Below are 23,436 nucleotides of genomic sequence, written 5' to 3' on the forward strand. Positions count from 1 at the left end.
GACGTCGCAGGGCAGAAGAGACTTTGGAATTACAAAAAATCACTTCAAGTAAAGCTGTTTTCGAAATCATGCAACCTATTATCGGCGAATTGCCACACGAAGAATTTTGGGTGTTGTATCTCAATAATTCCAATAAAGTGATTTATAAATCACAACTTTCCAAAGGAGGAATTACAGGAACTGTAGTTGATGTTCGGTTGATTTTCAAAACAGCTTTGGAAAATAACGCAACCTCTATAATTTTGACGCACAATCATCCATCGGGAAAATTGCAAGCGAGTGATGCTGATGCAGCAATTACCAAAAAATTAAAATTGGCTGGCGAGCAACTTGATATTAAAGTTTTAGACCATATTATCATTACCGAAAACGGTTATTATAGCTTTCAAGACGAAGGAATTTTTTAAATAAATTTGGATTGCGTTGACAAATGTCATATTTTAGCAGACAAATGTCAAAAATTATGTCTAAAATAGTTTCCAATTCTGATGTTCACCTTGATAAAGTTGTGCGTTTATATGTTTCAAAAGTAGAGAAAGATTTTAAAATAGCACTAATTGATAAGAATATCACATACAAAAAATTTCTTTCCAACAGAATGTTAATTGTGCATTCTATTAGAAAAGGACTTCCTTATGAATTATACGATTTGATTAAAGAAAGAACGCCTTTTAAAGAGGAAGAATGGGCTAAATTTCTTGGTGTTTCCACACGAACGCTTCACAGAAATAAGTTAAAAAAAGATTTCTTTTTTGATGCAATTCCTTCAGAGAAAATTTTAGAATTGGCAGAAGTCACCGCTTTAGGGAGGGAAATTTTTGACGATGAAGAGCAGTTTTATTTATGGTTAAACACACCAAGTTTTGCATTGGGAAATTTAAAACCATTAAATCTGTTGACAGATTCCTATGGTAAAGAAATGGTCATGACAGAATTGCATAAAATAGACCAAGCTATTTTTCTCTAATGGAAGTTTATAGGTTAATAAACAAAAAGCATCCAATAGAATTATCTGGAATTGGTGCGGCAAGATTTGGCGCAAGATGGAATTCAAAAGGAACCGAAATAGTTTACACTGCTCAAAGTAGAGCTTTAGCAATGGCGGAAGTTGCTGTACATTTAACATTGGCTACTTTACCAAGTAGTTTTCTAATGATAACCATTCAAATTCCTGATGATATTGAGGTAATTGATTGTAATCAAAAAAAAATAGAAATCGGTTGGAATGAATTTCCAGAAAATACCACTACACAGATTATTGGTGATGAATTTATTCAAAAAAAAGAGTATTGTGTAATGAAAGTTCCATCGGCAGTGGTTAGAGGAGATTTTAATTATTTATTAAATCCTTATCATTCCGATTTTAAAAGAATAAAAATTACTCATCATGAAAATTTCCCTTTTGATAAAAGAATTTTTAAATAAAAAATAAGATGCAGTTAAATACCATCACCGACATCTTTTTTGACCTTGACCATACGCTTTGGGATTTTGATAAGAATTCCATTTTGGCATTTGATAAAATTTTTAAATCACAGCATCCTACTATCGATGTAAATCAATTTATTGAAATTTATGCTCCTATCAATCAAGCATGTTGGAAGTTGTATCAAGTGGATAAAATGACACATGAAGAATTGCGATATGAAAGACTTCGACAATCTTTTGATGCTATAAACTATACAATTTCAGATAAAGAAATTGATAGTATTTCTCATGACTATATTGAATTCTTGCCCGATAATAATCAATTGTTTGAGGGTGCGATTGAAGTTTTAGATTATTTATATCCAAAATATCAATTACATATCATTACCAATGGTTTTGCTGAAGTGCAACAAAGAAAAATGTATCATTCGGGGTTGGAGAAATATTTTCAAACCATCACCAATTCCGAAATGGCTGGAGTAAAGAAACCGCATCGAACTATATTTGAATATGCCATATCTTTGGCTAGTGTTCAAAAAGAGAACGCTATAATGATTGGCGATTGTATTGATGCAGATGTTCGTGGCGCTATGGCTTTTGGAATGCAAGCCATTTTATTTGACGAGAAAGAAATCCATTCTCCCGAAGAAGAAATTATGGTGATTAAACATTTATTAGAATTAAAAAATATATTATAATGAAAAAATTACTTTTGCTACTGATTTTGTTTGTTTCTGTTTCTGCTTTTTCGCAAAGCATAAATGACTATCAATATGTAATTGTTCCGATTAAGTTTGATTTTTTGAAAGAAAAGGACCAATTTAGATTGAGTACCAATACCAAAATTATGCTTCAAAAATATGGCTTTAAATCTTTCTTGAGTACCGATGATATTCCTACTGAGATTATTAATAATCAATGTTCTTATGCTACAGCTTTTATTGAGGAAAACAATAATATGTTTGTAACAAAAATAAAAATAGTACTAAAAGATTGTAAGCAAAAAGTGCTTTTCGAAACTGAATTTGGAACAAGTCGCACAAAACAATTTGCAACTGCTTACAATGAAGCTTTGCGAATGGCAGCTAAATCATTTGATAAATTAAACTATAAGTACAATGGTTCGAGTACCGCTACACTTGCTACTGCCATTCCTGTTGTAACACAAGATCCAGTTAGTACTGAAAAGCCTTCTATTACTTCTGATAAAAGTGGAGAATTATTCTACTTTGCTCAACCCACTGCTAATGGTTATCAAGTAGTTGACAATGAGCCAAAAGTAATCATGAAATTATATAATACATCGCAAAAGAACGTCTTTATAGGTGAAAAAGGCAATAGTAATGGAGTCGTCATTTCAAAAGAAAGCCAATGGGTTTTTGAGTATTATGACAACGGAAAATTGGTTTCGGAACCTATTAATTTGAAGTTTTAAATAAAGTTAACTTTGTACCTCGTAATTCTTACTTCGTACTTCTTACTTCGTACCTCCTACCTTTCAATACCCATACTTATCCTTCCAACGATTTTTTAAAAAAGTACGCATCTCGTTTTCCCGAGCACTATTACCAGGTTTGTAAAATGCGGTGTTTTTAATTTCATCCGGAAGATATTCCTGTTCCGAGAAATTATTAGCATAATTATGGGAATATTGATAATCTTCACCATAACCTAATTCTTTCATCAATTTGGTTGGTGCATTGCGCAAATGAATTGGCACAGATAAATCCCCGGTTTGTTTTACCAATGCTTGTGCTTCGGATATGGCCATATAACTCGCATTACTTTTAGGAGAAGTGGCCAAATAAACCGCGCATTGACTGAGGAGAATTCTACTCTCAGGATAACCAATAGTAGCAACCGCTTGAAATGTATTATTGGCTAATATAAATGCTGTTGGATTGGCATTTCCAATATCCTCACTCGATAAAATTAACATTCTGCGGGCTATGAATTTTACATCTTCGCCACCTTCAATCATTCGGGCTAACCAATACACTGCACCATTGGGATCGCTTCCGCGGATTGATTTTATAAAAGCCGATACAATATCATAATGTTGTTCACCCGTTTTATCATACAGCACCGTGTTTTGCTGCACCAAATCCAACACTTTTTGATTCGTAATCACAATTTGACCTTCAGCACTGGCGTTTACAACGAGTTCAAAAATATTTAATAGTTTGCGTCCGTCACCACCCGAAAGTCGAAGTAACGCTTCGGTTTCTTTTAACTTTATTTTTTTGGTTGAAATAATTTTATCTTCTTTCATCGCTCGTTGCAATAGAGCTAACAAATCTTCCTTAGAAAACGGATTTAAAACATACACCTGACAACGTGACAACAAAGCGGGAATAACTTCAAAACTTGGGTTTTCTGTCGTTGCGCCAATCAAAGTAATCCAACCTTTTTCTACCGCTGCTAATAACGAGTCTTGCTGTGATTTACTAAACCGATGAATCTCATCAATAAACAAAATTGGATTTTTAGCCGTGAATAATCCACCACTCAATTTTGCTTTTTCAATTACATCGCGAATGTCTTTTACGCCACTGTTAATGGCACTCAATTCATAAAAAGGACGGTTACTTTGCTTTGCAATAATCTGTGCCAAAGTGGTTTTACCTGTTCCAGGCGAACCCCAAAAAATCATGGATGGAATAATGCCATGAGCAATTTGTTGTGTCAACGAACCATTGTCGCCCACCAAATGCAGTTGGCTAATATAATCTTCTAATTGTTGTGGTCTGATGCGTTCGGCAAGTGGTGCTTCCATTTTGTAAAAATAACTATTTCTGCCAATTTAGCATTAAATAAAATTTGGCTTTATCTTTGAATTCTAATCATAAGTTTTTAAAGAAACCCAATAATACAATAACCCGTAACCTGCAACGTGCAACTCGAAACCCAATGAACGATTACCATCATTTTAAGTTTACTCCCTCAGTATGGATTGTTCCATTGTTTTTACTTATCTTGATTTGGTCTGTTTTCTTTTTTGAAAACAGTTTCAATATTGATTTGTCTTCACATGGTATTTTGCCAAGAACTTTTTCGGGTTTACAAGGTGTTTTTTTTAGTCCTTTTTTGCATGGCGATTTAAATCATATTGCTAATAATTCAATTCCACTTTTTATTCTTACCACAGCGCTCATTTATTTTTATCGTGATATTTCGCTAAAGGTTTTGTGCTATGGTATTATACTATCTGGAATAATCACTTGGGTTATTGGCAGAAATTCATTTCACATAGGAGCAAGTAGTTTGATTTATGTGCTGGTTTCTTTTATTTTCTTTAAGGGAATGATGACACAATATTATCGATTGATGGCTTTGTCAATGGCGGTAGTACTATTTTATGGTGGTATGATTTGGTATGTTTTCCCTAGTCCCGAAATTTCGGGAGATAAACAAATTTCGTGGGAAGGACATTTAGCGGGTTTGATTACTGGTTTTGCTTTTGCAATTCTTTTCAAAACACCCGATTATAAAAAAGATATTCAGTACAATTGGGAGAAGCCCGATTTCAATCCAGAAGAGGATGCTTTTATGAAACACTTTGATGAAAATGGGAATTTTGTGAATACTATTGTTCCAGATGAAGAAAAAAGTTTGGATTATTTCACCATTGATGAAAATGTAAAATATAGCACTAAACAGTAAAAGTATTTTTTTGTATTTTTGTTTCTGTTAAAAGTATTCTGATGGCAACAATTATCAATAATATCAATAAACTCGATTTAAAAGGAAATTATACCTATGCTGATTATTTGCTATGGAATTTTAAAGAAAGAGTAGAACTCATTAAAGGAAAAATAGTTAAAATGAGCCCTGCCCCAAGCACATCTCATCAACGTATTTCTGGCGAATTAACCTATTTATTGAGTAAGGTATTTAGAAAATCAAAATGTCAAATGTTTGTTGCCCCTTTTGATGTACGTTTAGTAAATTATAAGCAAAGTACTCAAGACAATCAAATAGTAACGGTTGTACAACCCGATTTATGTGTGGTTTGCGATAGTAATAAATTGGATGAAAAAGGTTGCATTGGCTCACCAGATTTAATTATTGAAATACTATCACCTGGAAATTCAAATCGCGAAATGACTATTAAGTTTGATTTGTATGAAGAAAATGGTGTAAAAGAATATTGGATTGTAAATCAATCAGAAAAAACAATATTACTCTATGTTCTAAAGGACAACAAATTTATCGGATTAAAACCTATAGTTGAAAGTGGAAAATTGGAAAGCCCAACCTTTCCCGATTTAAAATTCCCAATAAAAAATATTTTCAAACAATAATTGGATATTTATTGTCTTTGACGTACCGTTTCATATAAAAATGCTCCACAAGCTACAGAAACATTTAGCGAACCGATAGTTCCAAATAGGGGTAATTTAGCTTTTTCATCTACAATTTTTAATACTGATGGATTGATGCCTCTGTCTTCACTTCCCATGATAATAGCAACAGGTTCATTAAGTGAAATATCATAAATGTTTTGATCTGTTTTTTCGGTAGCTGCAACGGTTTTAATTCCGCTTCCTTGAAGGTAAAAAATGGCATCTTTGATATGGTCTACTTTGCAAATTGGCACGTTGAAAACCGCACCAGCAGATGTTTTTACCGTATCACCATTTACAGGTGCTGAACCTGTTTTTTGCACAATGATCCCATCAACGCCAGTACACTCAGCAGTTCTGATGATGGCGCCAAAATTGCGAGCATCGCTCAATTGATCAAGAATTAAGAATAAAGGCATTTTTCCGCTCCCGACACTTCGTGACAAAACAGTGTCAATAAGAGTTTCTAGTTTTACAAAAGAAATTGGAGCAATGGTTGCTACTGCCCCTTGATGATTATTAGATGTTAATCGATTTAATTTTTCAACAGGAACATAGGAAAAATTGATGCTGTTTTTTTTCATCACTTTCATCAATTGCTGCATCAAGTCGCTTTGCGTATCACTTTGAATAAAAACTTTATCGATTTCTTTTCCAGCGTTCACCGCTTCAATAATAGCTCTGATTCCGAAGATTTGGTTTTCTTTTTCCATGGTGTAAAAGTAAACTTTTTAAAAATGGATTTAAAGATTTATAGTTAAATTTAAAAAACAGCTTTAAAACTAATATGAACAATAGAGCTAGAAAGCTTTATAGCTTGTTCACCCGTGCTTCCGTTAGCATAAACAATATTGAAAAGTCCGTTTTTTGTTAAAAGTCCAAAACCAAAACCCAATCCCAGAAGATTTTCTTGGCTATTTGATGTCTTATCTTGTAAAAATCCGTAGTCAATAATAGAATGGACATAAATACTCGGTGCGAGAATATACCGATACTCCGATAAAATAGAGGTGAAGGCATTTCCTTGCAGACTATTTTCGTTAAATCCTCTGATGGAGTTTATGCCACCAAATCTGTTTAACTCGTTTACTATATAATTATCGCTTTGCAAATAGAAATTTTGTGATTTAATATTGATGACGTTCTTTTCATTTAGATAAAAATTATGTTTGAGTAATAAACTACCAATTGTTTGACTGTTTGAAACTAGTTTCGTGTCTCTTTTCCCAATACCTATTTTAAAATTTAAAAATGTTTTTTCTGGAAAGAGAAAATCAGCTCCCGACACTTCGGGATTAAAATCTAAAAACTCATAAGTTGAAGTCAAAAAAGAACTAGTATAATCACTCAAAGTTGTTGTATTGACATTCTGAATATCGCTTGATTCTGTAGCTTGATAGCCCAAAAACAAACGACTATTATAATTAAAATAGTAACCTAAATCTATGGCAGTTCGGGTATTTTGAAAAGTGCTGTCTTGCTTGAAAATATTAAGTTCGGCTTTTAATCCAATGGGACTTTTGAAAATATAGGGAAATTCTACTCCAAGATTGAAAGTTTTTTGGTCTTGTCCGTCGCTCTTCCAATACAAGGCAAACTTTTCCCCAGAATTTAAGATATTATTCAAAACTAAATCTAGATAACCAGAGAAAATTAGTTTTTTGTTTTCATTATTGGTAAAACCAATGTAGCCATCAAAAGTATTTGATTTTACTTTTTCTAGATACACATATACTTTGGTAGAATCTTTTGTAAAAAGAATTTCGGGGTATTTACTTTGTTTAACAAATCTAAATTTATTAAAGTCATTATAAAGTTTATCCAAATTCTTTTGGTTGAAAGTTTTGTTCCGATACAATCGAGTTATGTTTTTTTTGTGTCCTATTGGGAATTTATCATAACCATTGATGACAATTTCATTTAATTGTCTTTTGGTTTCTTTTAGAATAGATAATTCGGCATTTATGAAATTTTTTTTCTTTTGGAGGTTGACGAGTTTAACTTTTGCCATTGAAAAACCATTACTTTCTAATTTTTTTAAAATAGTGTTTAAAAAAACTTCGCTTTCTTCATAAGCAATACTTATGGTATCATTTTTAATAGTATAAATATTGATAACGTTTTCTTGAATTCCTTTGTCTATATAAATATGTATAAAATCAATTTTCTTACCTATTCTATATTTAAAACAAAACGTTGAGTCGTTTAATTTATAGTTTTCTGAGAGTTGACTTTCGGCATATCCTTTTTTGGTGAGTTTTTCATAAAAGAAATTATTTTCATCAACAACTGACTTTGTGTTCTGATGTTTAATAATGTATCCTATGCTGTCAATAGTTTTATTTTCTTTTTCGTTTTGACCAATAATTTTCAAATAGAATTCTTGTGAAGAAGCATTCCAACTCAAAATGAATATAAAAAAAAAGGATAAAATCTTATTCAAGATACCTAAAAGTTTGTATAAAAATAACGCAAAATAAGTGTTTTTAGTATGATTTATTAAAACTAAAAATGAACTGTGTTGAAATAGTAATTTGAAAACTATAAATTTTTATAATAAGAGCGCTACTTGGACAAATCTTTATTACATTAATTAACAAATATTTAGTTCTTGAAAAAATTAATTAATTATGGTTTGTTTCATTGAAAATAATTACTACATTTGCAACCCCTAAAAAAGCGGGAATTAATAAAATAAAGAAAAATTAGTATTTAATTATGCCAACAATTCAACAATTAGTAAGAACAGGAAGAACTCAAATCACTAAGAAGAGTAAATCGGTTGCTTTAGATTCTTGTCCTCAACGAAGAGGTGTTTGTACGCGTGTTTACACTACCACTCCAAAAAAACCAAACTCTGCCATGCGTAAAGTAGCGCGTGTACGTTTGACAAATGGAAATGAAGTAAATGCATACATCCCAGGAGAAGGACACAATCTACAAGAGCACTCGATAGTATTAGTGCGAGGCGGAAGGGTAAAAGATTTACCAGGAGTTAGATACCACATTGTGCGTGGTGCGCTTGATACATCAGGTGTAGCAGGAAGAACACAAAGAAGATCTAAGTACGGTGCTAAACGCCCAAAAGAAGCAAAAAAGTAATTTAAAAACTTTTAAAGTAAAGACATGAGAAAAAGAGCGGCAAAGAAAAGACCACTTTTACCAGATCCAAAATTTAACGATCAGTTAGTAACACGTTTTGTAAACAACCTAATGTGGGATGGTAAAAAATCGACAGCTTTCAAAGTATTCTATGATGCCATGGAAATCGTAGAAGCTAAAAAAAATAATGATGAAAAATCATCATTAGAAGTATGGAAAGATGCTTTAACAAACGTTATGCCTCACGTAGAAGTGCGTAGTCGTAGAGTGGGTGGAGCAACATTTCAAATACCAATGCAAATTAGACCGGACAGAAAAATTTCTATGGCAATGAAGTGGATGATACTTTATGCAAGAAGAAGAAATGAAAAATCAATGGCGGGTAAATTAGCTTCTGAAATTTTAGCTGCGGCTAAAGAAGAAGGTGCTGCTGTTAAGAAAAGAATGGATACTCACAAAATGGCAGATGCTAATAAAGCATTCTCTCATTTTAGATTTTAATTCGTACAGAAATGGCTAGAGATTTAAAATATACAAGAAATATTGGAATTGCTGCTCACATTGATGCTGGTAAAACAACAACTACTGAGCGTATTTTATTCTACACTGGAAAATCACACAAAATTGGTGAAGTGCATGATGGTGCTGCAACCATGGATTGGATGGCACAAGAGCAAGAAAGAGGTATTACTATTACTTCGGCTGCAACCACTTGTGAATGGAGTTTTCCAACAGAACAAGGTAAACCATTACCAACTTCTCAGGATTATCACTTTAATATTATTGATACCCCAGGACACGTTGACTTTACTGTTGAGGTAAACCGTTCATTGCGTGTATTGGACGGATTGGTTTTTTTGTTTAGTGCTGTTGATGGTGTGGAACCACAATCAGAAACGAACTGGAGACTTGCCGATCAATACAGAGTGCCACGTATGGGATTCGTAAACAAAATGGACCGTCAAGGTTCTAACTTCTTAATGGTATGTCAACAAGTTAGAGACATGTTAAAGTCTAATGCTGTTGCGATTACTTTGCCTATTGGTGAGGAAAATGACTTTAAAGGAGTAGTTGATTTAGTAAAAAACCAAGCTATCGTTTGGCATGATGCAACGCAAGGGGCAACTTTTGATATCGTTGATATTCCTTCAGATATGTTGGCTGAAGTGAAAGAATACAGAGATATTCTTATCGAAGCAGTGGCTGATTATGATGAGAACTTGTTGGATAAGTATATGGAAGATCCAGATTCTATTACTGAAGAAGAAATCAATACGGCACTAAGAGCAGCTACTATTGATATGGCTATTATCCCTATGATTGCTGGTTCTTCTTTCAAAAACAAAGGAGTTCAATTTATGTTGGATGCCGTATGTAAATATCTACCCTCTCCGTTAGATAAAGAAGGTATTGAAGGAATTCATCCTGATGATGCTGATTTGTTAGAAGAAGATCAAACTAAAATCTTACGTCGTCCAGATGTAAAAGAGCCGTTCGCTGCTTTAGCATTTAAGATTGCTACCGACCCTTACGTAGGTCGTTTGGCTTTCTTCCGTGCGTATTCAGGTCGTTTAGATGCTGGTTCATACATCTTGAACACGCGTTCTGGAAACAAAGAAAGAATTTCTCGTATCTACCAAATGCACGCTAACAAACAAAACCCAATCGAGTACATCGAAGCAGGTGATATTGGAGCAGCAGTTGGATTTAAAGATATCAAGACTGGAGATACCATGTGTGATGAAAAACACCCAATTATTTTGGAGTCAATGAAATTCCCAGCTCCGGTAATTGGTATCGCTATTGAGCCAAAAACTAAAGCTGATGTAGATAAAATGGGAATGGCTTTGGCAAAATTAGCTGAAGAAGACCCAACATTTACAGTAAGAACAGATGAAGCTTCTGGTCAAACGATTATTTCAGGTATGGGTGAGTTACACTTAGACATTCTTGTAGATCGTATGAAACGTGAATTCAAAGTTGAAGTAAACCAAGGAGAACCTCAAGTAGAATACAAAGAAGCTTTTACAAAATCGGCACAACACAGAGAAGTTTACAAAAAACAATCGGGTGGTCGTGGTAAATTTGGTGATATTGTTTTCCGCCTAGAGCCAGCTGATGAAGTAGATGGTAAAACTCCTGTGGGATTACAATTCGTTAACGAAGTTAAAGGTGGTAACGTTCCTAAAGAATACATTCCTTCTGTAGAAAAAGGTTTCCGTGAAGCTATGAAAACGGGTCCATTAGCAGGTTATCAAGTAGATAGTTTAAAGGTAACTTTATTAGACGGATCTTTTCACCCTGTAGATTCTGATGCGCTTTCTTTCGAGTTAGCAGCTAGAATGGGTTATAGAGAAGTTGCAAAAGCTGCTGGAGCTGTTATTTTGGAGCCAATCATGAAAATGGAAGTGATTACACCGGAAGAAAACATGGGAGATATCGTTGGTGATATCAACCGTCGTAGAGGTCAAGTGAATGACATGGGTGACAGAAATGGTGCGAAAACTATTAAGGCAGATGTGCCTTTATCTGAAATGTTTGGATATGTGACTACTTTGAGAACGTTATCTTCAGGTAGAGCAACTTCAACAATGGAATTTTCACATTACGAACAAACTCCTTCTAATATTTCAGAAGAAGTAATCAAAAAAGCAAAAGGTAACGCTTAATTCTTATCAAGATGAGTCAAAAAATTAGAATAAAATTAAAGTCTTACGATCATATGTTGGTTGATAAATCAGCAGAGAAAATCGTAAAAACTGTGAAAAGCACAGGTGCTGTTGTAACAGGTCCTATTCCGTTACCTACACACAAAAAGATATTTACTGTATTGCGTTCTCCTCACGTTAATAAAAAAGCGAGAGAACAGTTTGAAGTAAGTTCTTATAAAAGATTATTAGATATTTACTCTTCGTCTTCAAAAACTATTGATGCTCTTATGAAATTAGAGTTGCCAAGTGGTGTTGAAGTTGAAATTAAAGTATAATAAGTTAAATTTAAAGTATACTGTAATAATGTATATTGAATAATGTAAAAAAGTGAATTCTTAATACAGCAATACAATATACATTATACAGTTTTTTATTACTAATCATTAAATAATAATTATGTCTGGGTTAATTGGAAGAAAAATCGGCATGACTAGCATTTTCGATGAGAACGGGAAGAACATTCCTTGTACTGTAATCGAAGCTGGACCTTGTGTCGTTACCCAAGTCAGAACCAAAGAGGTTGACGGGTATGAAGCTCTTCAACTTGGTTTCGATGACAAAACAGAAAAACACGCCACTAAAGCTGACTTAGGTCACTTTAAAAAAGCGGGAACTTCTGCAAAAAAGAAAGTCGTTGAATTCCAAGGGTTTGAAGAAAATTACAAATTAGGTGATAATATTACCGTGGAAGTATTCAGCGAAGGAGAATTTGTTGATGTACAAGGTGTATCAAAAGGTAAAGGTTTTCAAGGTGTTGTAAAACGTCACGGTTTTGGTGGTGTTGGACAAGCTACACATGGTCAACATAACCGTTTGAGAGCACCAGGTTCTGTAGGAGCATCCTCTTATCCATCTAGAGTATTCAAAGGAATGCGTATGGCAGGAAGAATGGGTGGTGAAAATGTAAAAATACAAAATCTTAGAGTTTTAAAAGTGGTTTCTGAAAAGAACTTACTTGTTGTTAAAGGAGCTATTCCTGGATGCAAAAACTCTTATGTAATCATTCAGAAGTAATGGAAGCAAAAGTTTTAGATATCAACGGAAAAGATACTGGAAGAAAAGTTCAACTTTCTGACTCAGTATTCGGCATTGAGCCAAATAATCATGCAGTATATCTTGATGTTAAACAATATTTAGCGAATCAAAGACAAGGAACGCACAAAGCAAAAGAAAGAGCTGAAGTAGCGGGAAGTACACGTAAGATTAAAAAACAAAAAGGTACAGGTACTGCACGTGCAGGATCTAAAAAGAGTCCATTGTTTAAGGGTGGAGGAACAGTTTTCGGGCCAAGACCAAGAAGCTATTCTTTCAAACTGAACAAAAACTTAAAAAGATTAGCAAGAAAATCTGCTTTCTCTATAAAAGCAAAAGAATCAAATTTAGTAGTGGTTGAAGATTTCAGTTTTGAAGCACCAAATACTAAAAAGTTCATCAATGTTTTGAAAGCTTTAGGATTGGAAAACAAAAAATCTTTATTTGTGTTGGGTGAATCAAATAAAAATGTATATTTGTCGTCACGCAATTTAAAAGCTTCTAGCGTTATAACTAATTCAGAATTAAGCACTTATGCGATATTAAACGCAAATAATTTAGTTTTATCTGAAGGTTCTTTAGAAGGAATTGTTGAAAATTTAAGCAAATAACAGGCCATGAGTATCATAATTAAACCTATCATAACAGAAAAAATTACCAAAGAAGGTGAGATTTTTAATCGTTTTGGTTTTGTTGTTGACAAAAAAGCCAACAAAGTTCAAATTAAGAAAGCCATTGAGGCTGCTTATGGAATTACTGTTGTTGATGTGAACACGATGAACTATAGAGCTGATAGAACTACTAAATATACAAAAAGTGGTTTGATTAGTGGAAAAACAAATGCTTATAAAAAAGCAATTGTCCAAGTACAAGAAGGAGAAACAATAGATTTTTATAATAATATCTAATAGAAAATGTCAGTTAGAAAATTAAAACCTATTACCCCTGGTCAGCGTTTTAGAGTTGTGAATGGTTTTGACGCCATCACGACTGATAAGCCGGAGCGCTCTTTGTTAGCACCGATAAAAAACTCAGGAGGTAGAAATAGTCAAGGAAAGATGACCATGCGTTATACAGGCGGTGGTCACAAACAAAGGTATCGTTTGATTGATTTCAAAAGAACTAAAGTTGGAATTCCAGCTACAGTGAAATCAATTGAATATGATCCAAACAGAACAGCTTTTATCGCATTATTGTGGTATGTAGATGGTGAGAAAACATATATTGTTGCTCAAAACGGATTGCAAGTAGGTCAGACCGTAGTGTCTGGAGAAGAGTCAGCTCCTGAAATTGGTAATACTTTGCCATTGAGCAAAATTCCATTGGGAACTGTTATTTCTTGTATCGAATTGCGACCAGGACAAGGGGCTGTTATTGCTCGTTCTGCTGGAACATTTGCTCAATTAATGGCAAGAGATGGAAAATATGCTACAATTAAAATGCCATCAGGTGAAACAAGATTAATCTTGTTGACTTGTTCAGCTACAATTGGTGCGGTTTCTAACTCTGACCACCAATTGATCGTGTCTGGTAAAGCAGGTAGAACAAGATGGTTAGGAAGAAGACCAAGAACAAGACCAGTTGCCATGAACCCTGTAGATCACCCAATGGGTGGTGGTGAAGGACGTTCTTCTGGAGGTCACCCACGTTCTAGAAAAGGTCTTCCTGCAAAAGGGTATAGAACTCGTTCTAAAGTGAACCCGAGTAATAAGTATATTGTTGAACGCAGAAAGAAATAATTAGATAGACATGGCACGTTCATTAAAAAAAGGACCTTTTGTACACTATAAATTAGATAAAAAAGTTCAGGAAAATATTGCTGGTGGAAATAAAGGTGTGGTTAAGACTTGGTCTAGAGCATCTATGATTACTCCAGATTTTGTTGGGCAAACAATCGCAGTACACAATGGTCGTCAATTTGTTCCAGTTTATGTAACTGAGAACATGGTAGGACACAAATTAGGAGAGTTTTCACCAACAAGATCTTTTAGAGGTCATGCTGGGGCTAAAAATAAAGGTAAAAAATAAGAAGCAATGGGAGTTCGTAAAAGAGAAACAGCAGATGCGAGAAAAGAGGCAAATAAGTCTATTGCTTTCGCGAAATTGAATAACTGCCCCACTTCACCTAGAAAAATGCGCTTAGTTGCAGACTTGGTAAGAGGTCAGAAAGTGGAAAGAGCTTTAAATATATTAAGATTTAGCTCAAAAGAAGCTTCAAGAAAATTAGAGAAATTAGTATTGTCTGCCATCAACAATTGGGAGCAGAAAAATGCTGAAGGAAACGTTTCTGAAGCTGGCTTATTTATAAAAACTATCACTGTAGATGGTGGAATGATGTTGAAAAGACTTCGTCCAGCGCCACAAGGAAGAGCACACAGAATTAGAAAACGTTCTAACCACGTTACTATCGTATTAGGACAATTAGATAACACACAAGCAAATTAAGTAAGATGGGACAAAAGACAAATCCAATTGGAAACAGACTTGGTATCATCAGAGGATGGGATTCAAACTGGTATGGTGGAAATGATTACGGTGATAAAATCGCTGAAGATTATAAAATCAGAAAGTACATTCACGCTCGATTATCAAAAGCTAGTGTATCAAAAGTAATCATCGAGAGAACTTTGAAACTTGTAACCGTTACTATCACTACTGCTAGACCTGGTATCATTATCGGGAAAGGCGGACAAGAGGTAGACAAGTTGAAAGAAGAACTTAAGAAAGTTACTGACAAAGAGGTTCAAATCAACATCTTTGAAATTAAGAGACCTGAATTAGATGCTTATTTAGTTGCAACAAGTATCGCACGTCAAATTGAAAGCAGGATTTCTTACAGACGTGCAATTAAAATGGCTATTGCTGCTTCTATGCGTATGAACGCTGAAGGTATCAAAGTTTTGATTTCTGGTCGCTTGAACGGAGCTGAAATGGCGCGTTCAGAAGGTTTCAAAGAAGGAAGAATTCCTCTATCAACTTTCAGAGCCGATATTGATTATGCTTTGGCTGAAGCGCATACTACCTATGGTAGAATGGGTATCAAAGTATGGATTATGAAAGGTGAAGTATATGGAAAAAGAGATCTTTCTCCACTTATTGGCATGGACAAAAAACAAGCTGGTCAAGGTGGTGGAAAAGGTGCAGATTCTCCAAGAGGAGACCGAAAACCTTTTAATAAGGACAGAAAACCTGCGGGAGACCGTAAAAGAAAGTAATTTTTTAAATACAAAGAAAAATGTTACAGCCTAAAAGAACAAAATACCGTAAGGTACAAAAGGGTAGAATGAAAGGGAATGCTCAAAGAGGGCACGAACTTTCAAGTGGAATGTTTGGTATTAAGTCAGTTCATGAAGATGGAATGTTCCTTACTTCACGTCAAATCGAAGCGGCGCGTATTGCTGCAACAAGATATATGAAAAGAGAAGGTCAATTATGGATTAATATCTTCCCAGACAAACCAATCACAAAGAAACCTCTTGAAGTACGTATGGGTAAAGGAAAAGGTGCGGTCGAATATTGGGCTGCGATTGTAAAACCAGGAAGAATAATGTTTGAAGTTGGTGGAGTTCCACTTTCTGTTGCAAAAGAGGCGTTACGTCTTGCTGCTCAAAAACTTCCTGTAAAAACTAAGTTTGTCGTTGCTAGAGATTTCGAAGCATAATCTAAAATTAATTATGAAACAATCAGAAATTATAAATCTATCCGCAGCTGAGTTACAAGTAAAACTTAGTCAATTAAGAAAAGCGTATTCAGATCTAAAAAATGCACACGCTATTTCACCAATTGCTAATCCACTTCAAATTAGAAGTGCTAGAAGAGCGGTTGCTAGAGTAGCAACCGAGCTAACTAAAAGAGAGTTACAATAATTGTATGCTGGCTAAAATGGAAGATAAAAGAAATTTAAGAAAAGAAAGAATTGGTGTGGTTACCTCAAACAAAATGGATAAGTCTATTGTTGTGGCACAAGTAACAAAAGTAAAACACCCATTATACGGTAAGTTCGTGTTAAAAACTAAAAAGTTTCACGCACACGACGAAACAAATGACTGTAACATTGGTGATACAGTAAAGATCATGGAAACAAGACCTTTATCAAAAACTAAATGTTGGAGACTAGTTGAAATCATTGAAAGAGCTAAGTAATTATGGTACAGCAAGAATCGAGATTAAAAGTAGCAGACAACACGGGAGCAAAAGAAGTTTTGACTATCCGTGTTTTAGGAGGAACGAAACGTCGTTATGCCTCTGTTGGAGATAAAATTGTAGTATCAATTAAAGATGCAACACCAAACGGAAACGTTAAGAAAGGTGCTGTTTCTACTGCAGTTGTTGTACGTACCAAAAAAGAAGTGAGAAGAGCCGATGGTTCTTATATCCGTTTTGATGACAATGCATGTGTTCTTTTGAATGCTGCAGGAGAAATGAGAGGAACACGTGTTTTTGGTCCAGTAGCCAGAGAACTTCGTGAAAAACAATTCATGAAAATTGTATCATTAGCACCAGAAGTGCTTTAATTCGTAGCAAAATGATAAAGCTAAAAATAAAATCAGGAGACACAGTAACCGTTATCGCTGGTGACCATAAAGGTTCAGAAGGTAAAGTATTGCGTGTTGACCGTGAAAAAAACAAAGCAATCGTTGAAGGCGTAAATATGGTTTCGAAACATACAAAACCAAGTGCAAAAAGCCCTCAAGGAGGAATTGTTAAGAAAGAAGCTCCTATCCATATTTCAAACCTTGCATTGATTGATCCAAAATCAAAATCTGCAACCAAAGTTGGAATTAAAGTAGAAGGAGATAAGAAAGTGAGATTTTCAAAAAAATCTAATCAAGTAGTATAGTTATGGCATATTCACCTAGACTTAAGCAAGAATATAAGGACAGAGTAATTGCTGCCCTTAAAGAAGAATTTGGTTATAAAAACGTAATGCAAGTTCCTAAATTGGAGAAAATCGTTTTGAGCCGTGGAGTTGGAGCAGCAGTATCTGATAAAAAACTAGTTGACTATGCAGTTGATGAGTTAACAAAAGTAACTGGACAGAAAGCAGTATCAACAATCTCTAAAAAAGACGTTGCGTCTTTCAAATTGAGAAAAGGAATGCCAATTGGAGCCAAAGTAACTCTAAGAGGGGAAAGAATGTATGAGTTTTTAGACCGACTTATCACATCATCTTTACCACGTGTAAGAGATTTTAATGGTATCAAAGCTACTGGTTTTGACGGAAGAGGAAATTACAATCTTGGTGTTACAGAACAAATCATTTTCCCAGAAATTGATATTGATAAAGTTAACAAAATAGCTGGTTTGGATATTACTTTTGTAACTTCTGCAGCAACTGACAAAGAAGCAAAGTCATTATTGGCTGAATTAGGTTTACCTTTTAAAAAGAATTAAGATATGGCTAAAGAATCAATGAAAGCCCGTGAGGTTAAGAGAGAGAAAACGGTAGCTAAGTATGCTCAGAAAAGAAAAGCTTTGTTAGAAGCTAAAGATTACGAAGGCCTACAAAAATTACCAAAAAATGCTTCACCAGTTCGCATGCACAATCGTTGTAAACTAACTGGAAGACCAAGAGGGTATATGCGTCAATTCGGTATTTCACGTGTTACTTTCCGCGAAATGGCAAACCAAGGATTAATCCCAGGAGTTAAAAAAGCTTCTTGGTAATCAACAATTAATTATCAATTGGTTAAAGGTTCATTTAGTGAGTACTTCTTGAAAACCATAACCGCAAATTTATACATATGTATACAGATCCAATTGCAGATTATCTTACGAGAGTTAGAAATGCAGTAATGGCTAACCATAAAGTGGTTGAGATTCCAGCATCTAACTTGAAAAAAGAAATCACAAAGATTTTATTTGATCAAGGATATATCTTAAGTTACAAATTTGAAGACAGTTCTGTTCAAGGAACTATCAAAATTGCTCTAAAGTATGATAAAGATACTAAAGAGTCTGTAATAAAAGATATTCAAAGAATTAGTAAACCAGGTTTACGTAAATATGCTGGTTCTTCAAAAATACCAAGAATTCTTAATGGATTAGGAATTGCTATTGTTTCTACATCAAAAGGTTTGATGACCGGAAAACAAGCTAAGCAATTAAATGTTGGTGGAGAAGTAATTTGCTACGTATACTAATTTAAAACAGTTAAACAATGTCAAGAATAGGTAAAAATCCAATTTCAATTCCTGCTGGTGTAACTGTAGATGTTAGTGAAACAGTAATTACAGTAAAAGGAAAATTAGGTCAACTTACACAAGATTACGCTGATGTAACTGTAAAAGTTGAAGAAGGTCAACTAGTTGTAGAAAGACCATCTGATAGTAAAGATCATAGAGCAAAACACGGATTGTACAGATCATTAATCAGTAACATGGTTGTGGGCGTATCCGAAGGTTTTACAAAAGAATTAGAATTGGTTGGAGTAGGTTACAGAGCTTCAAACCAAGGCCAAAAATTAGATTTAGCTCTAGGTTTTTCTCATAATATTGTTTTGGAAGTTGCTCCAGAAGTAAAGTTAGAAACAATATCTGAGAAAGGTAAAAACCCAATAGTAAAGTTAACCTCTTTCGACAAACAATTAATCGGACAAATCGCTGCCAAAATCAGAGGTTTCCGTAAACCAGAACCTTACAAAGGAAAAGGTGTTAAGTTTGTTGGTGAAGTATTAAGAAGAAAAGCAGGTAAATCAGCTTAAAAAATAACATTATGTCATTAACAAAAACTGAAAGAAGACAAAGAATTAGATTCAGAATCAGAAAAATTGTAAGCGGAACTGCTACAAATCCAAGACTTTCTGTATTCAGAAGTAATAAAGAAATCTATGCACAGCTAATAGACGATGTGAATGGTGTTACTTTATTGGCTGCTTCATCAAAAGATAAAGGAGTAGATATCAAAGGTACAAACGTAGAAATTGCATCAGCTGTTGGAAAACTAGTTGCAGAAAAAGCGTTAAAAGCCGGATTTGAAACAGTAACTTTCGATAGAGGAGGTTATTTATATCACGGTCGTATTAAATCATTAGCGGAAGGCGCAAGAGCGGCTGGACTTAAATTCTAAGAAATTATGTATAACGGATACAAAAATGTAGAGTTAGTAAAACCTAGCGGTCTTGAATTAAAAGACCGTTTGGTAAGTGTAAATCGTGTTACTAAAGTAACTAAAGGAGGAAGAGCATTCGGTTTTTCTGCGATAGTTGTGGTTGGTGATGAAAACGGTGTTGTTGGACATGGTTTAGGAAAATCAAAAGATGTTTCTGAAGCTATTGCGAAAGCAGTAGAAGATGCTAAGAAAAATTTGGTTAGAATTCCTTTAAGTGGTCAATCAGTGCCTCACGAACAAAAAGGAAAATTTGGTGGAGCAGCAGTATTTTTGATGCCTGCATCTCATGGTACTGGAGTTATTGCTGGTGGTGCTGTTCGTGCAGTACTTGAGTCAGTTGGTATACATGATGTATTGTCAAAATCACAAGGTTCATCAAATCCTCACAACGTGGTAAAAGCAACTTTTGATGCTTTATTACAAATGAGAAGTGCTGTTACTGTTGCCAAACAAAGAGGTATTTCTTTAGAAAAAGTATTTAAAGGTTAATTCAAGGAAATTATGGCTAAATTATTAGTAAAACAAGTTAGAAGCAAAATCAACTGTCCACTTACACAGAAAAGAGGATTAGAGGCTTTGGGTCTTCGTAAAATGGGACAGGTTGTGGAGCATGAGTCAAATCCAGCAATCCTTGGAATGATAAATAAAGTTAAACACTTAGTTTCCGTAGAGGAAGTTAAATAACAAATATAGTTATGAATTTAAGTAACTTACAGCCAGCAGAAGGTTCTACACACAATCAAAATAAACGATTAGGTAGAGGTGAAGGTTCTGGTAAAGGTGGTACAGCCGCTAGAGGACACAAAGGAGCAAAGTCTCGTTCTGGTTATTCTAAAAAAATAGGTTTTGAAGGTGGACAAATGCCACTTCAAAGACGTGTGCCTAAGTTTGGTTTTACGAACATCAATCGCAAAGAATATCAAGGTGTAAATCTTGATGCACTTCAATTATTAGTTGACAATGGAATTGTTACCGATACTGTAGATTTTTCAGTATTAGTGGAAAACCGCTTAGCTACTAAGAATGAACTTGTAAAAATTCTTGGTAGAGGTGAATTGAAATCAAAATTAAAAGTAACCGCTCATAAATTTACTGCTACTGCAAAAGCTGCCATTGAAGCTGCTGGTGGAGAAGCAGTAACATTATAAACACTAGAACAATGAAGAAATTTTTTGAATCATTAAATAATGTTTGGAAAATAGAAGAACTGAAAAACAGAATCTTGATCACTCTTGGGCTGTTATTAGTTTACCGTTTTGGAGCGCACGTTACGCTACCGGGTATTGATGCTTCACAATTACAAAGTTTAGCTGGTCAAACAGAAAAAGGTATTGGTTCAATACTTGATATGTTTACTGGTGGAGCTTTTTCAAAAGCATCAGTATTTGCATTGGGTATTATGCCTTACATTTCGGCTTCAATTGTCGTTCAATTAATGGGTATTGCTATTCCCTATTTGCAGAAATTACAAAAAGATGGAGAAAGTGGTAGAAAGAAATTAAATCAAATTACAAGATGGTTAACCATTGCAATTACACTTGTTCAAGGTCCAGGTTATATCTATAACTTGTATTCAACTTTACCAGCTAATGCATTTTTGTTAGGTTTTGACTCATTCCAATTCTTATTTTCATCTGTATTAATTCTTACCACAGGAACAATTTTTGCGATGTGGTTAGGAGAAAAAATTACAGATAAAGGTATTGGAAATGGTATTTCCCTTTTGATAATGGTTGGAATTTTAGCAAGATTACCCCAAGCACTAATACAAGAATTCACATCTAAAGTTACCAATAATAATGGAGGACCAATGGTGTTAGTAATCGAAATTATAGTTTGGTTATTAGTAATTATTGCCTGTGTATTATTAGTCATGGCAGTGAGAAAAATTCCAGTACAGTATGCTCGTCGTACAACAACTGGAGATTTCGAACAAGATATGATGGGTGGAAACAGACAGTGGATTCCTCTAAAGTTAAATTCTGCAGGTGTCATGCCAATCATTTTTGCGCAAGCAATTATGTTTATCCCAGCAGCTTTAGCGGGACTTTCAAATTCTGAAACATCACAATCTATAGCTGGAACTTTTAGTAATATGTTTGGCTTTTGGTATAATTTAGTATTTGCAACGTTAATTTTAGTTTTTACTTTCTTTTACACGGCAATTACGGTTCCAACAAATAAAATGGCTGATGATTTAAAAAGAAGTGGTGGTTTTATTCCAGGGGTTAAACCAGGAATTGATACAGCTGATTTCTTAGATAGAATCATGTCTCTTATAACATTCCCTGGCTCATTATTTCTTGCATTAATCGCTGTGTTCCCAGCAATTGTTGTTAGTCTCGATGTTCAACAATCATGGGCGATGTTTTATGGTGGAACTTCACTTATTATTATGGTTGGAGTTGCGATTGATACTATTCAACAAATAAATTCTTATTTATTGAATAAACACTATGACGGATTAATGAAAACCGGTAAAAATAGAAAAGCAGTAGCTTAGTTTTTATGGCAAAACAATCAGCAATAGAACAAGACGGATCAATAATTGAAGCATTGTCAAATGCAATGTTTCGTGTTGAGTTAGAAAACGGACATATTGTAATTGCTCATATTTCTGGTAAAATGCGAATGCATTACATCAAATTGTTACCTGGTGACAAAGTGAAATTAGAAATGAGTCCTTACGATTTGTCAAAAGCAAGAATTACTTATAGATACTAAAGATATTCAAAATGAAAGTAAGAACATCAGTTAAAAAAAGAAGTGCCGAGTGCAAGATTGTACGAAGAAAAGGCAGATTATACGTAATCAACAAAAAGAATCCTAGATTTAAACAAAGACAAGGATAGTTATGGCAAGAATAGCAGGGGTAGATATCCCAAAAAACAAAAGAGGAGTTATCGCTTTAACCTACATCTTCGGAATAGGTAAAAGTAGAGCTATTGAGATTTTAGAAAAAGCTCAAGTTAGCCAAGATAAAAAAGTTCAAGATTGGAATGATGACGAAATCGGAGGAATTCGTGATGCAGTTTCTTATTTCAAAATTGAAGGTGAACTTCGTTCAGAAGTTTCATTACACATCAAGCGTCTAATGGACATTGGATGTTATAGAGGAATCCGTCATAGATCTGGTCTTCCATTAAGAGGTCAAAGAACTAAAAACAACTCTAGAACAAGAAAAGGTAAAAGAAAAACTGTTGCTAACAAGAAAAAAGCAACTAAATAATAAATAATATGGCTAAAGCAACAACAAAAAAACGTAAAGTTATCGTTGAATCATCGGGCGAAGCTCATATTAATGCAACCTTCAACAACATCATTATTTCTTTGACAAATAAGAAAGGTGAAGTAATTTCTTGGTCATCAGCTGGTAAAATGGGTTTCAGAGGTTCTAAAAAGAATACTCCCTATGCAGCTCAAATGGCAGCAGAAGATTGTGGAAAAGTAGCATTAGAAGCAGGACTTAAAAAAGTAAAAGTGTATGTTAAAGGTCCAGGTAACGGAAGAGAATCTGCTATTAGATCGATACACAATTCTGGAATTGAAGTAACAGAAATCATTGATGTAACTCCAATGCCGCATAATGGATGTCGTCCTCCTAAAAGACGAAGAGTTTAATATTACACTGAATTTATGCTGAATTTAGTTCAGTATCTCAGTATCTAATATATATTTAAGTATAACAAAAGATAGAAAAACAGATT

At 34.3% G+C, this 23,436-nt stretch carries 39 protein-coding genes; 36 read left to right on the forward strand and 3 right to left on the reverse strand.

What is annotated here, in order from left to right; all coding sequences use genetic code 11:
* The 5 genes from ACK5ON_RS01205 to ACK5ON_RS01225 all read left to right on the forward strand — a co-directional run.
* The coding region (locus tag ACK5ON_RS01205) for a RadC family protein (RefSeq protein ID WP_409819135.1) at nucleotides 1–407 on the forward strand (407 nt) is incomplete at its 5' end.
* Nucleotides 408–463: 56 nt separating this feature from the next.
* On the forward strand, nucleotides 464–967 hold the full coding sequence (locus tag ACK5ON_RS01210) for an antitoxin Xre-like helix-turn-helix domain-containing protein (protein WP_409819138.1): 504 nt from the start codon (nucleotides 464–466) through the stop codon (nucleotides 965–967).
* Nucleotides 967–1,425 (forward strand): RES family NAD+ phosphorylase, encoded by a 459-nt coding sequence (locus tag ACK5ON_RS01215; protein WP_409819141.1) that lies wholly within the window; start codon nucleotides 967–969, stop codon nucleotides 1,423–1,425. The genes ACK5ON_RS01210 and ACK5ON_RS01215 overlap by 1 nt, the downstream gene beginning before the upstream one ends.
* 8 nt (nucleotides 1,426–1,433) lie before the next feature.
* Nucleotides 1,434–2,126, forward strand: coding sequence for a YjjG family noncanonical pyrimidine nucleotidase (locus ACK5ON_RS01220; protein WP_396173958.1), 693 nt, complete (start codon nucleotides 1,434–1,436; stop codon nucleotides 2,124–2,126).
* Nucleotides 2,126–2,863, forward strand: a complete 738-nt coding sequence (locus ACK5ON_RS01225; protein WP_409819143.1) for a hypothetical protein — start codon at nucleotides 2,126–2,128, stop codon at nucleotides 2,861–2,863. Before ACK5ON_RS01220 ends, ACK5ON_RS01225 begins: the two co-directional genes overlap by 1 nt.
* A 63-nt stretch (nucleotides 2,864–2,926) precedes the next feature.
* Here the strand turns inward: ACK5ON_RS01225 and ACK5ON_RS01230 are convergent, their stop codons facing one another.
* Nucleotides 2,927–4,204, reverse strand: a complete 1,278-nt coding sequence (locus tag ACK5ON_RS01230; protein WP_409819145.1) for a replication-associated recombination protein A — start codon at nucleotides 4,202–4,204, stop codon at nucleotides 2,927–2,929.
* A gap of 56 nt (nucleotides 4,205–4,260) precedes the next feature.
* On the opposite strand from ACK5ON_RS01230, the gene ACK5ON_RS01235 reads away from it, so the two are divergent.
* Complete coding sequence (locus tag ACK5ON_RS01235; RefSeq protein WP_396173923.1) at nucleotides 4,261–5,091, forward strand: rhomboid family intramembrane serine protease; 831 nt, start codon at nucleotides 4,261–4,263, stop codon at nucleotides 5,089–5,091.
* 41 nt (nucleotides 5,092–5,132) lie between these two features.
* The gene (locus ACK5ON_RS01240) at nucleotides 5,133–5,732 is read left to right on the forward strand and encodes a Uma2 family endonuclease (protein ID WP_396173925.1); all 600 of its coding nucleotides are present in this window, start codon (nucleotides 5,133–5,135) and stop codon (nucleotides 5,730–5,732) included.
* Between the two features lie 8 nt (nucleotides 5,733–5,740).
* On the opposite strand, the gene rlmB is transcribed toward ACK5ON_RS01240, so the two are convergent.
* Both rlmB and ACK5ON_RS01250 read right to left on the reverse strand, forming a co-directional pair.
* Nucleotides 5,741–6,487 (reverse strand): 23S rRNA (guanosine(2251)-2'-O)-methyltransferase RlmB, encoded by a 747-nt coding sequence (gene rlmB, locus ACK5ON_RS01245; protein ID WP_396173927.1) that lies wholly within the window; start codon nucleotides 6,485–6,487, stop codon nucleotides 5,741–5,743.
* Between the two features lie 50 nt (nucleotides 6,488–6,537).
* On the reverse strand, nucleotides 6,538–8,217 hold the full coding sequence (locus ACK5ON_RS01250; protein ID WP_409819147.1) for a hypothetical protein: 1,680 nt from the start codon (nucleotides 8,215–8,217) through the stop codon (nucleotides 6,538–6,540).
* 275 nt (nucleotides 8,218–8,492) lie between these two features.
* Between ACK5ON_RS01250 and rpsL the strand changes: the two genes are divergently transcribed.
* The 29 genes from rpsL (at nucleotide 8,493) to rpsK (ending at nucleotide 23,350) form a co-directional block, all read left to right on the forward strand.
* A complete protein-coding gene (rpsL, locus tag ACK5ON_RS01255; RefSeq protein ID WP_007136570.1) occupies nucleotides 8,493–8,876 on the forward strand; it encodes a 30S ribosomal protein S12 in 384 nt (127 codons plus the stop codon).
* A gap of 24 nt (nucleotides 8,877–8,900) precedes the next feature.
* Entirely contained in the window at nucleotides 8,901–9,377 is a 477-nt protein-coding gene (gene rpsG / locus ACK5ON_RS01260) for a 30S ribosomal protein S7 (RefSeq protein ID WP_409819149.1), read from the forward strand.
* An 11-nt stretch (nucleotides 9,378–9,388) separates the two neighbouring features.
* Complete coding sequence (fusA, locus tag ACK5ON_RS01265; protein ID WP_409819151.1) at nucleotides 9,389–11,545, forward strand: elongation factor G; 2,157 nt, start codon at nucleotides 9,389–9,391, stop codon at nucleotides 11,543–11,545.
* Between the two features lie 11 nt (nucleotides 11,546–11,556).
* Nucleotides 11,557–11,862: a 30S ribosomal protein S10 gene (gene rpsJ / locus ACK5ON_RS01270; protein WP_026710316.1), complete on the forward strand. Its 306-nt coding sequence runs from the start codon at nucleotides 11,557–11,559 to the stop codon at nucleotides 11,860–11,862.
* Between the two features lie 121 nt (nucleotides 11,863–11,983).
* Nucleotides 11,984–12,601 carry a 50S ribosomal protein L3 gene (rplC, locus tag ACK5ON_RS01275; RefSeq protein ID WP_396173935.1) on the forward strand — a complete coding sequence of 206 codons (618 nt, stop codon included), beginning with the start codon at nucleotides 11,984–11,986 and terminating at the stop codon, nucleotides 12,599–12,601.
* Complete coding sequence (gene rplD / locus ACK5ON_RS01280; RefSeq protein WP_409819193.1) at nucleotides 12,601–13,230, forward strand: 50S ribosomal protein L4; 630 nt, start codon at nucleotides 12,601–12,603, stop codon at nucleotides 13,228–13,230. Before rplC ends, rplD begins: the two co-directional genes overlap by 1 nt.
* A 6-nt stretch (nucleotides 13,231–13,236) precedes the next feature.
* Nucleotides 13,237–13,527 (forward strand): 50S ribosomal protein L23, encoded by a 291-nt coding sequence (gene rplW, locus ACK5ON_RS01285; protein WP_396173937.1) that lies wholly within the window; start codon nucleotides 13,237–13,239, stop codon nucleotides 13,525–13,527.
* A 6-nt stretch (nucleotides 13,528–13,533) separates the two neighbouring features.
* Nucleotides 13,534–14,358: a 50S ribosomal protein L2 gene (gene rplB / locus ACK5ON_RS01290; RefSeq protein ID WP_409819154.1), complete on the forward strand. Its 825-nt coding sequence runs from the start codon at nucleotides 13,534–13,536 to the stop codon at nucleotides 14,356–14,358.
* Between the two features lie 10 nt (nucleotides 14,359–14,368).
* The gene (rpsS, locus tag ACK5ON_RS01295) at nucleotides 14,369–14,647 is read left to right on the forward strand and encodes a 30S ribosomal protein S19 (protein WP_007136562.1); all 279 of its coding nucleotides are present in this window, start codon (nucleotides 14,369–14,371) and stop codon (nucleotides 14,645–14,647) included.
* Nucleotides 14,648–14,653: 6 nt separating this feature from the next.
* Nucleotides 14,654–15,064 carry a 50S ribosomal protein L22 gene (rplV, locus tag ACK5ON_RS01300; RefSeq protein ID WP_290284598.1) on the forward strand — a complete coding sequence of 137 codons (411 nt, stop codon included), beginning with the start codon at nucleotides 14,654–14,656 and terminating at the stop codon, nucleotides 15,062–15,064.
* 5 nt (nucleotides 15,065–15,069) lie between these two features.
* The gene (gene rpsC / locus ACK5ON_RS01305) at nucleotides 15,070–15,834 is read left to right on the forward strand and encodes a 30S ribosomal protein S3 (protein WP_396173941.1); all 765 of its coding nucleotides are present in this window, start codon (nucleotides 15,070–15,072) and stop codon (nucleotides 15,832–15,834) included.
* Between the two features lie 20 nt (nucleotides 15,835–15,854).
* On the forward strand, nucleotides 15,855–16,280 hold the full coding sequence (gene rplP, locus ACK5ON_RS01310) for a 50S ribosomal protein L16 (protein ID WP_342696829.1): 426 nt from the start codon (nucleotides 15,855–15,857) through the stop codon (nucleotides 16,278–16,280).
* A 13-nt stretch (nucleotides 16,281–16,293) separates the two neighbouring features.
* The gene (gene rpmC / locus ACK5ON_RS01315) at nucleotides 16,294–16,485 is read left to right on the forward strand and encodes a 50S ribosomal protein L29 (protein WP_396173943.1); all 192 of its coding nucleotides are present in this window, start codon (nucleotides 16,294–16,296) and stop codon (nucleotides 16,483–16,485) included.
* A 16-nt stretch (nucleotides 16,486–16,501) separates the two neighbouring features.
* Nucleotides 16,502–16,762 carry a 30S ribosomal protein S17 gene (gene rpsQ / locus ACK5ON_RS01320; RefSeq protein WP_264520627.1) on the forward strand — a complete coding sequence of 87 codons (261 nt, stop codon included), beginning with the start codon at nucleotides 16,502–16,504 and terminating at the stop codon, nucleotides 16,760–16,762.
* 2 nt (nucleotides 16,763–16,764) lie between these two features.
* Complete coding sequence (gene rplN / locus ACK5ON_RS01325; RefSeq protein ID WP_007803649.1) at nucleotides 16,765–17,133, forward strand: 50S ribosomal protein L14; 369 nt, start codon at nucleotides 16,765–16,767, stop codon at nucleotides 17,131–17,133.
* A gap of 11 nt (nucleotides 17,134–17,144) precedes the next feature.
* Nucleotides 17,145–17,459 (forward strand): 50S ribosomal protein L24, encoded by a 315-nt coding sequence (gene rplX / locus ACK5ON_RS01330; protein ID WP_396173945.1) that lies wholly within the window; start codon nucleotides 17,145–17,147, stop codon nucleotides 17,457–17,459.
* 2 nt (nucleotides 17,460–17,461) lie between these two features.
* A complete protein-coding gene (rplE, locus tag ACK5ON_RS01335) occupies nucleotides 17,462–18,013 on the forward strand; it encodes a 50S ribosomal protein L5 (protein WP_396173946.1) in 552 nt (183 codons plus the stop codon).
* Nucleotides 18,014–18,016: 3 nt separating this feature from the next.
* Nucleotides 18,017–18,286, forward strand: a complete 270-nt coding sequence (rpsN, locus tag ACK5ON_RS01340) for a 30S ribosomal protein S14 (RefSeq protein WP_396173948.1) — start codon at nucleotides 18,017–18,019, stop codon at nucleotides 18,284–18,286.
* Nucleotides 18,287–18,363: 77 nt separating this feature from the next.
* Nucleotides 18,364–18,762: a 30S ribosomal protein S8 gene (gene rpsH, locus ACK5ON_RS01345; protein ID WP_396173950.1), complete on the forward strand. Its 399-nt coding sequence runs from the start codon at nucleotides 18,364–18,366 to the stop codon at nucleotides 18,760–18,762.
* A gap of 17 nt (nucleotides 18,763–18,779) precedes the next feature.
* Nucleotides 18,780–19,322, forward strand: a complete 543-nt coding sequence (gene rplF / locus ACK5ON_RS01350) for a 50S ribosomal protein L6 (RefSeq protein ID WP_396173952.1) — start codon at nucleotides 18,780–18,782, stop codon at nucleotides 19,320–19,322.
* Between the two features lie 11 nt (nucleotides 19,323–19,333).
* The gene (rplR, locus tag ACK5ON_RS01355) at nucleotides 19,334–19,687 is read left to right on the forward strand and encodes a 50S ribosomal protein L18 (protein ID WP_396173954.1); all 354 of its coding nucleotides are present in this window, start codon (nucleotides 19,334–19,336) and stop codon (nucleotides 19,685–19,687) included.
* A 6-nt stretch (nucleotides 19,688–19,693) separates the two neighbouring features.
* Nucleotides 19,694–20,218 carry a 30S ribosomal protein S5 gene (gene rpsE, locus ACK5ON_RS01360; protein WP_396173956.1) on the forward strand — a complete coding sequence of 175 codons (525 nt, stop codon included), beginning with the start codon at nucleotides 19,694–19,696 and terminating at the stop codon, nucleotides 20,216–20,218.
* A 12-nt stretch (nucleotides 20,219–20,230) separates the two neighbouring features.
* Nucleotides 20,231–20,413 carry a 50S ribosomal protein L30 gene (gene rpmD, locus ACK5ON_RS01365; protein ID WP_108902302.1) on the forward strand — a complete coding sequence of 61 codons (183 nt, stop codon included), beginning with the start codon at nucleotides 20,231–20,233 and terminating at the stop codon, nucleotides 20,411–20,413.
* A gap of 11 nt (nucleotides 20,414–20,424) precedes the next feature.
* On the forward strand, nucleotides 20,425–20,877 hold the full coding sequence (gene rplO, locus ACK5ON_RS01370; RefSeq protein ID WP_396176561.1) for a 50S ribosomal protein L15: 453 nt from the start codon (nucleotides 20,425–20,427) through the stop codon (nucleotides 20,875–20,877).
* Between the two features lie 11 nt (nucleotides 20,878–20,888).
* Nucleotides 20,889–22,232 (forward strand): preprotein translocase subunit SecY, encoded by a 1,344-nt coding sequence (secY, locus tag ACK5ON_RS01375; RefSeq protein WP_396176559.1) that lies wholly within the window; start codon nucleotides 20,889–20,891, stop codon nucleotides 22,230–22,232.
* Between the two features lie 5 nt (nucleotides 22,233–22,237).
* Nucleotides 22,238–22,453, forward strand: coding sequence for a translation initiation factor IF-1 (gene infA, locus ACK5ON_RS01380; protein ID WP_007136545.1), 216 nt, complete (start codon nucleotides 22,238–22,240; stop codon nucleotides 22,451–22,453).
* A gap of 11 nt (nucleotides 22,454–22,464) precedes the next feature.
* A complete protein-coding gene (gene ykgO / locus ACK5ON_RS01385) occupies nucleotides 22,465–22,581 on the forward strand; it encodes a type B 50S ribosomal protein L36 (RefSeq protein WP_081932050.1) in 117 nt (38 codons plus the stop codon).
* A 2-nt stretch (nucleotides 22,582–22,583) separates the two neighbouring features.
* On the forward strand, nucleotides 22,584–22,958 hold the full coding sequence (gene rpsM / locus ACK5ON_RS01390; protein WP_133533890.1) for a 30S ribosomal protein S13: 375 nt from the start codon (nucleotides 22,584–22,586) through the stop codon (nucleotides 22,956–22,958).
* Nucleotides 22,959–22,966: 8 nt separating this feature from the next.
* Nucleotides 22,967–23,350 carry a 30S ribosomal protein S11 gene (rpsK, locus tag ACK5ON_RS01395; protein ID WP_091467573.1) on the forward strand — a complete coding sequence of 128 codons (384 nt, stop codon included), beginning with the start codon at nucleotides 22,967–22,969 and terminating at the stop codon, nucleotides 23,348–23,350.
* The last annotated feature ends 86 nt before the right edge of the window (nucleotides 23,351–23,436 follow it).

It is taken from the genome of Flavobacterium sp. (genome assembly GCF_046317795.1).
Lineage (GTDB): Bacteria > Bacteroidota > Bacteroidia > Flavobacteriales > Flavobacteriaceae > Flavobacterium.

Excerpts from the sequence above, each read along its gene's own strand:
- rpsC (WP_396173941.1), top strand. The coding sequence starts at position 15,070 with ATGGGACAAAAGACAAATCCAATTGGAAACAGACTTGGTATCATCAGA.
- secY (WP_396176559.1), top strand. The coding sequence starts at position 20,889 with ATGAAGAAATTTTTTGAATCATTAAATAATGTTTGGAAAATAGAAGAA.
- rpsE (WP_396173956.1), top strand. The coding sequence starts at position 19,694 with ATGTATAACGGATACAAAAATGTAGAGTTAGTAAAACCTAGCGGTCTT.
- rpmD (WP_108902302.1), top strand. The coding sequence starts at position 20,231 with ATGGCTAAATTATTAGTAAAACAAGTTAGAAGCAAAATCAACTGTCCA.
- rplV (WP_290284598.1), top strand. The coding sequence starts at position 14,654 with ATGGGAGTTCGTAAAAGAGAAACAGCAGATGCGAGAAAAGAGGCAAAT.
- fusA (WP_409819151.1), top strand. The coding sequence starts at position 9,389 with ATGGCTAGAGATTTAAAATATACAAGAAATATTGGAATTGCTGCTCAC.
- ACK5ON_RS01240 (WP_396173925.1), top strand. The coding sequence starts at position 5,133 with ATGGCAACAATTATCAATAATATCAATAAACTCGATTTAAAAGGAAAT.
- rplR (WP_396173954.1), top strand. The coding sequence starts at position 19,334 with ATGTCATTAACAAAAACTGAAAGAAGACAAAGAATTAGATTCAGAATC.
- rpsQ (WP_264520627.1), top strand. The coding sequence starts at position 16,502 with ATGGAAGATAAAAGAAATTTAAGAAAAGAAAGAATTGGTGTGGTTACC.
- rplN (WP_007803649.1), top strand. The coding sequence starts at position 16,765 with ATGGTACAGCAAGAATCGAGATTAAAAGTAGCAGACAACACGGGAGCA.
- rpsM (WP_133533890.1), top strand. The coding sequence starts at position 22,584 with ATGGCAAGAATAGCAGGGGTAGATATCCCAAAAAACAAAAGAGGAGTT.
- ACK5ON_RS01225 (WP_409819143.1), top strand. The coding sequence starts at position 2,126 with ATGAAAAAATTACTTTTGCTACTGATTTTGTTTGTTTCTGTTTCTGCT.
- rplX (WP_396173945.1), top strand. The coding sequence starts at position 17,145 with ATGATAAAGCTAAAAATAAAATCAGGAGACACAGTAACCGTTATCGCT.
- rpsJ (WP_026710316.1), top strand. The coding sequence starts at position 11,557 with ATGAGTCAAAAAATTAGAATAAAATTAAAGTCTTACGATCATATGTTG.
- rpsS (WP_007136562.1), top strand. The coding sequence starts at position 14,369 with ATGGCACGTTCATTAAAAAAAGGACCTTTTGTACACTATAAATTAGAT.
- rplO (WP_396176561.1), top strand. The coding sequence starts at position 20,425 with ATGAATTTAAGTAACTTACAGCCAGCAGAAGGTTCTACACACAATCAA.
- rplP (WP_342696829.1), top strand. The coding sequence starts at position 15,855 with ATGTTACAGCCTAAAAGAACAAAATACCGTAAGGTACAAAAGGGTAGA.
- rpsN (WP_396173948.1), top strand. The coding sequence starts at position 18,017 with ATGGCTAAAGAATCAATGAAAGCCCGTGAGGTTAAGAGAGAGAAAACG.
- rplB (WP_409819154.1), top strand. The coding sequence starts at position 13,534 with ATGTCAGTTAGAAAATTAAAACCTATTACCCCTGGTCAGCGTTTTAGA.
- ACK5ON_RS01210 (WP_409819138.1), top strand. The coding sequence starts at position 464 with ATGTCTAAAATAGTTTCCAATTCTGATGTTCACCTTGATAAAGTTGTG.
- rpmC (WP_396173943.1), top strand. The coding sequence starts at position 16,294 with ATGAAACAATCAGAAATTATAAATCTATCCGCAGCTGAGTTACAAGTA.
- rplD (WP_409819193.1), top strand. The coding sequence starts at position 12,601 with ATGGAAGCAAAAGTTTTAGATATCAACGGAAAAGATACTGGAAGAAAA.
- rpsG (WP_409819149.1), top strand. The coding sequence starts at position 8,901 with ATGAGAAAAAGAGCGGCAAAGAAAAGACCACTTTTACCAGATCCAAAA.
- rpsL (WP_007136570.1), top strand. The coding sequence starts at position 8,493 with ATGCCAACAATTCAACAATTAGTAAGAACAGGAAGAACTCAAATCACT.
- rplW (WP_396173937.1), top strand. The coding sequence starts at position 13,237 with ATGAGTATCATAATTAAACCTATCATAACAGAAAAAATTACCAAAGAA.
- rplE (WP_396173946.1), top strand. The coding sequence starts at position 17,462 with ATGGCATATTCACCTAGACTTAAGCAAGAATATAAGGACAGAGTAATT.
- rpsK (WP_091467573.1), top strand. The coding sequence starts at position 22,967 with ATGGCTAAAGCAACAACAAAAAAACGTAAAGTTATCGTTGAATCATCG.
- rplF (WP_396173952.1), top strand. The coding sequence starts at position 18,780 with ATGTCAAGAATAGGTAAAAATCCAATTTCAATTCCTGCTGGTGTAACT.
- ACK5ON_RS01215 (WP_409819141.1), top strand. The coding sequence starts at position 967 with ATGGAAGTTTATAGGTTAATAAACAAAAAGCATCCAATAGAATTATCT.
- ACK5ON_RS01230 (WP_409819145.1), bottom strand. The coding sequence starts at position 4,204 with ATGGAAGCACCACTTGCCGAACGCATCAGACCACAACAATTAGAAGAT.
- ykgO (WP_081932050.1), top strand. The coding sequence starts at position 22,465 with ATGAAAGTAAGAACATCAGTTAAAAAAAGAAGTGCCGAGTGCAAGATT.
- rplC (WP_396173935.1), top strand. The coding sequence starts at position 11,984 with ATGTCTGGGTTAATTGGAAGAAAAATCGGCATGACTAGCATTTTCGAT.
- rpsH (WP_396173950.1), top strand. The coding sequence starts at position 18,364 with ATGTATACAGATCCAATTGCAGATTATCTTACGAGAGTTAGAAATGCA.
- infA (WP_007136545.1), top strand. The coding sequence starts at position 22,238 with ATGGCAAAACAATCAGCAATAGAACAAGACGGATCAATAATTGAAGCA.
- rlmB (WP_396173927.1), bottom strand. The coding sequence starts at position 6,487 with ATGGAAAAAGAAAACCAAATCTTCGGAATCAGAGCTATTATTGAAGCG.
- ACK5ON_RS01220 (WP_396173958.1), top strand. The coding sequence starts at position 1,434 with ATGCAGTTAAATACCATCACCGACATCTTTTTTGACCTTGACCATACG.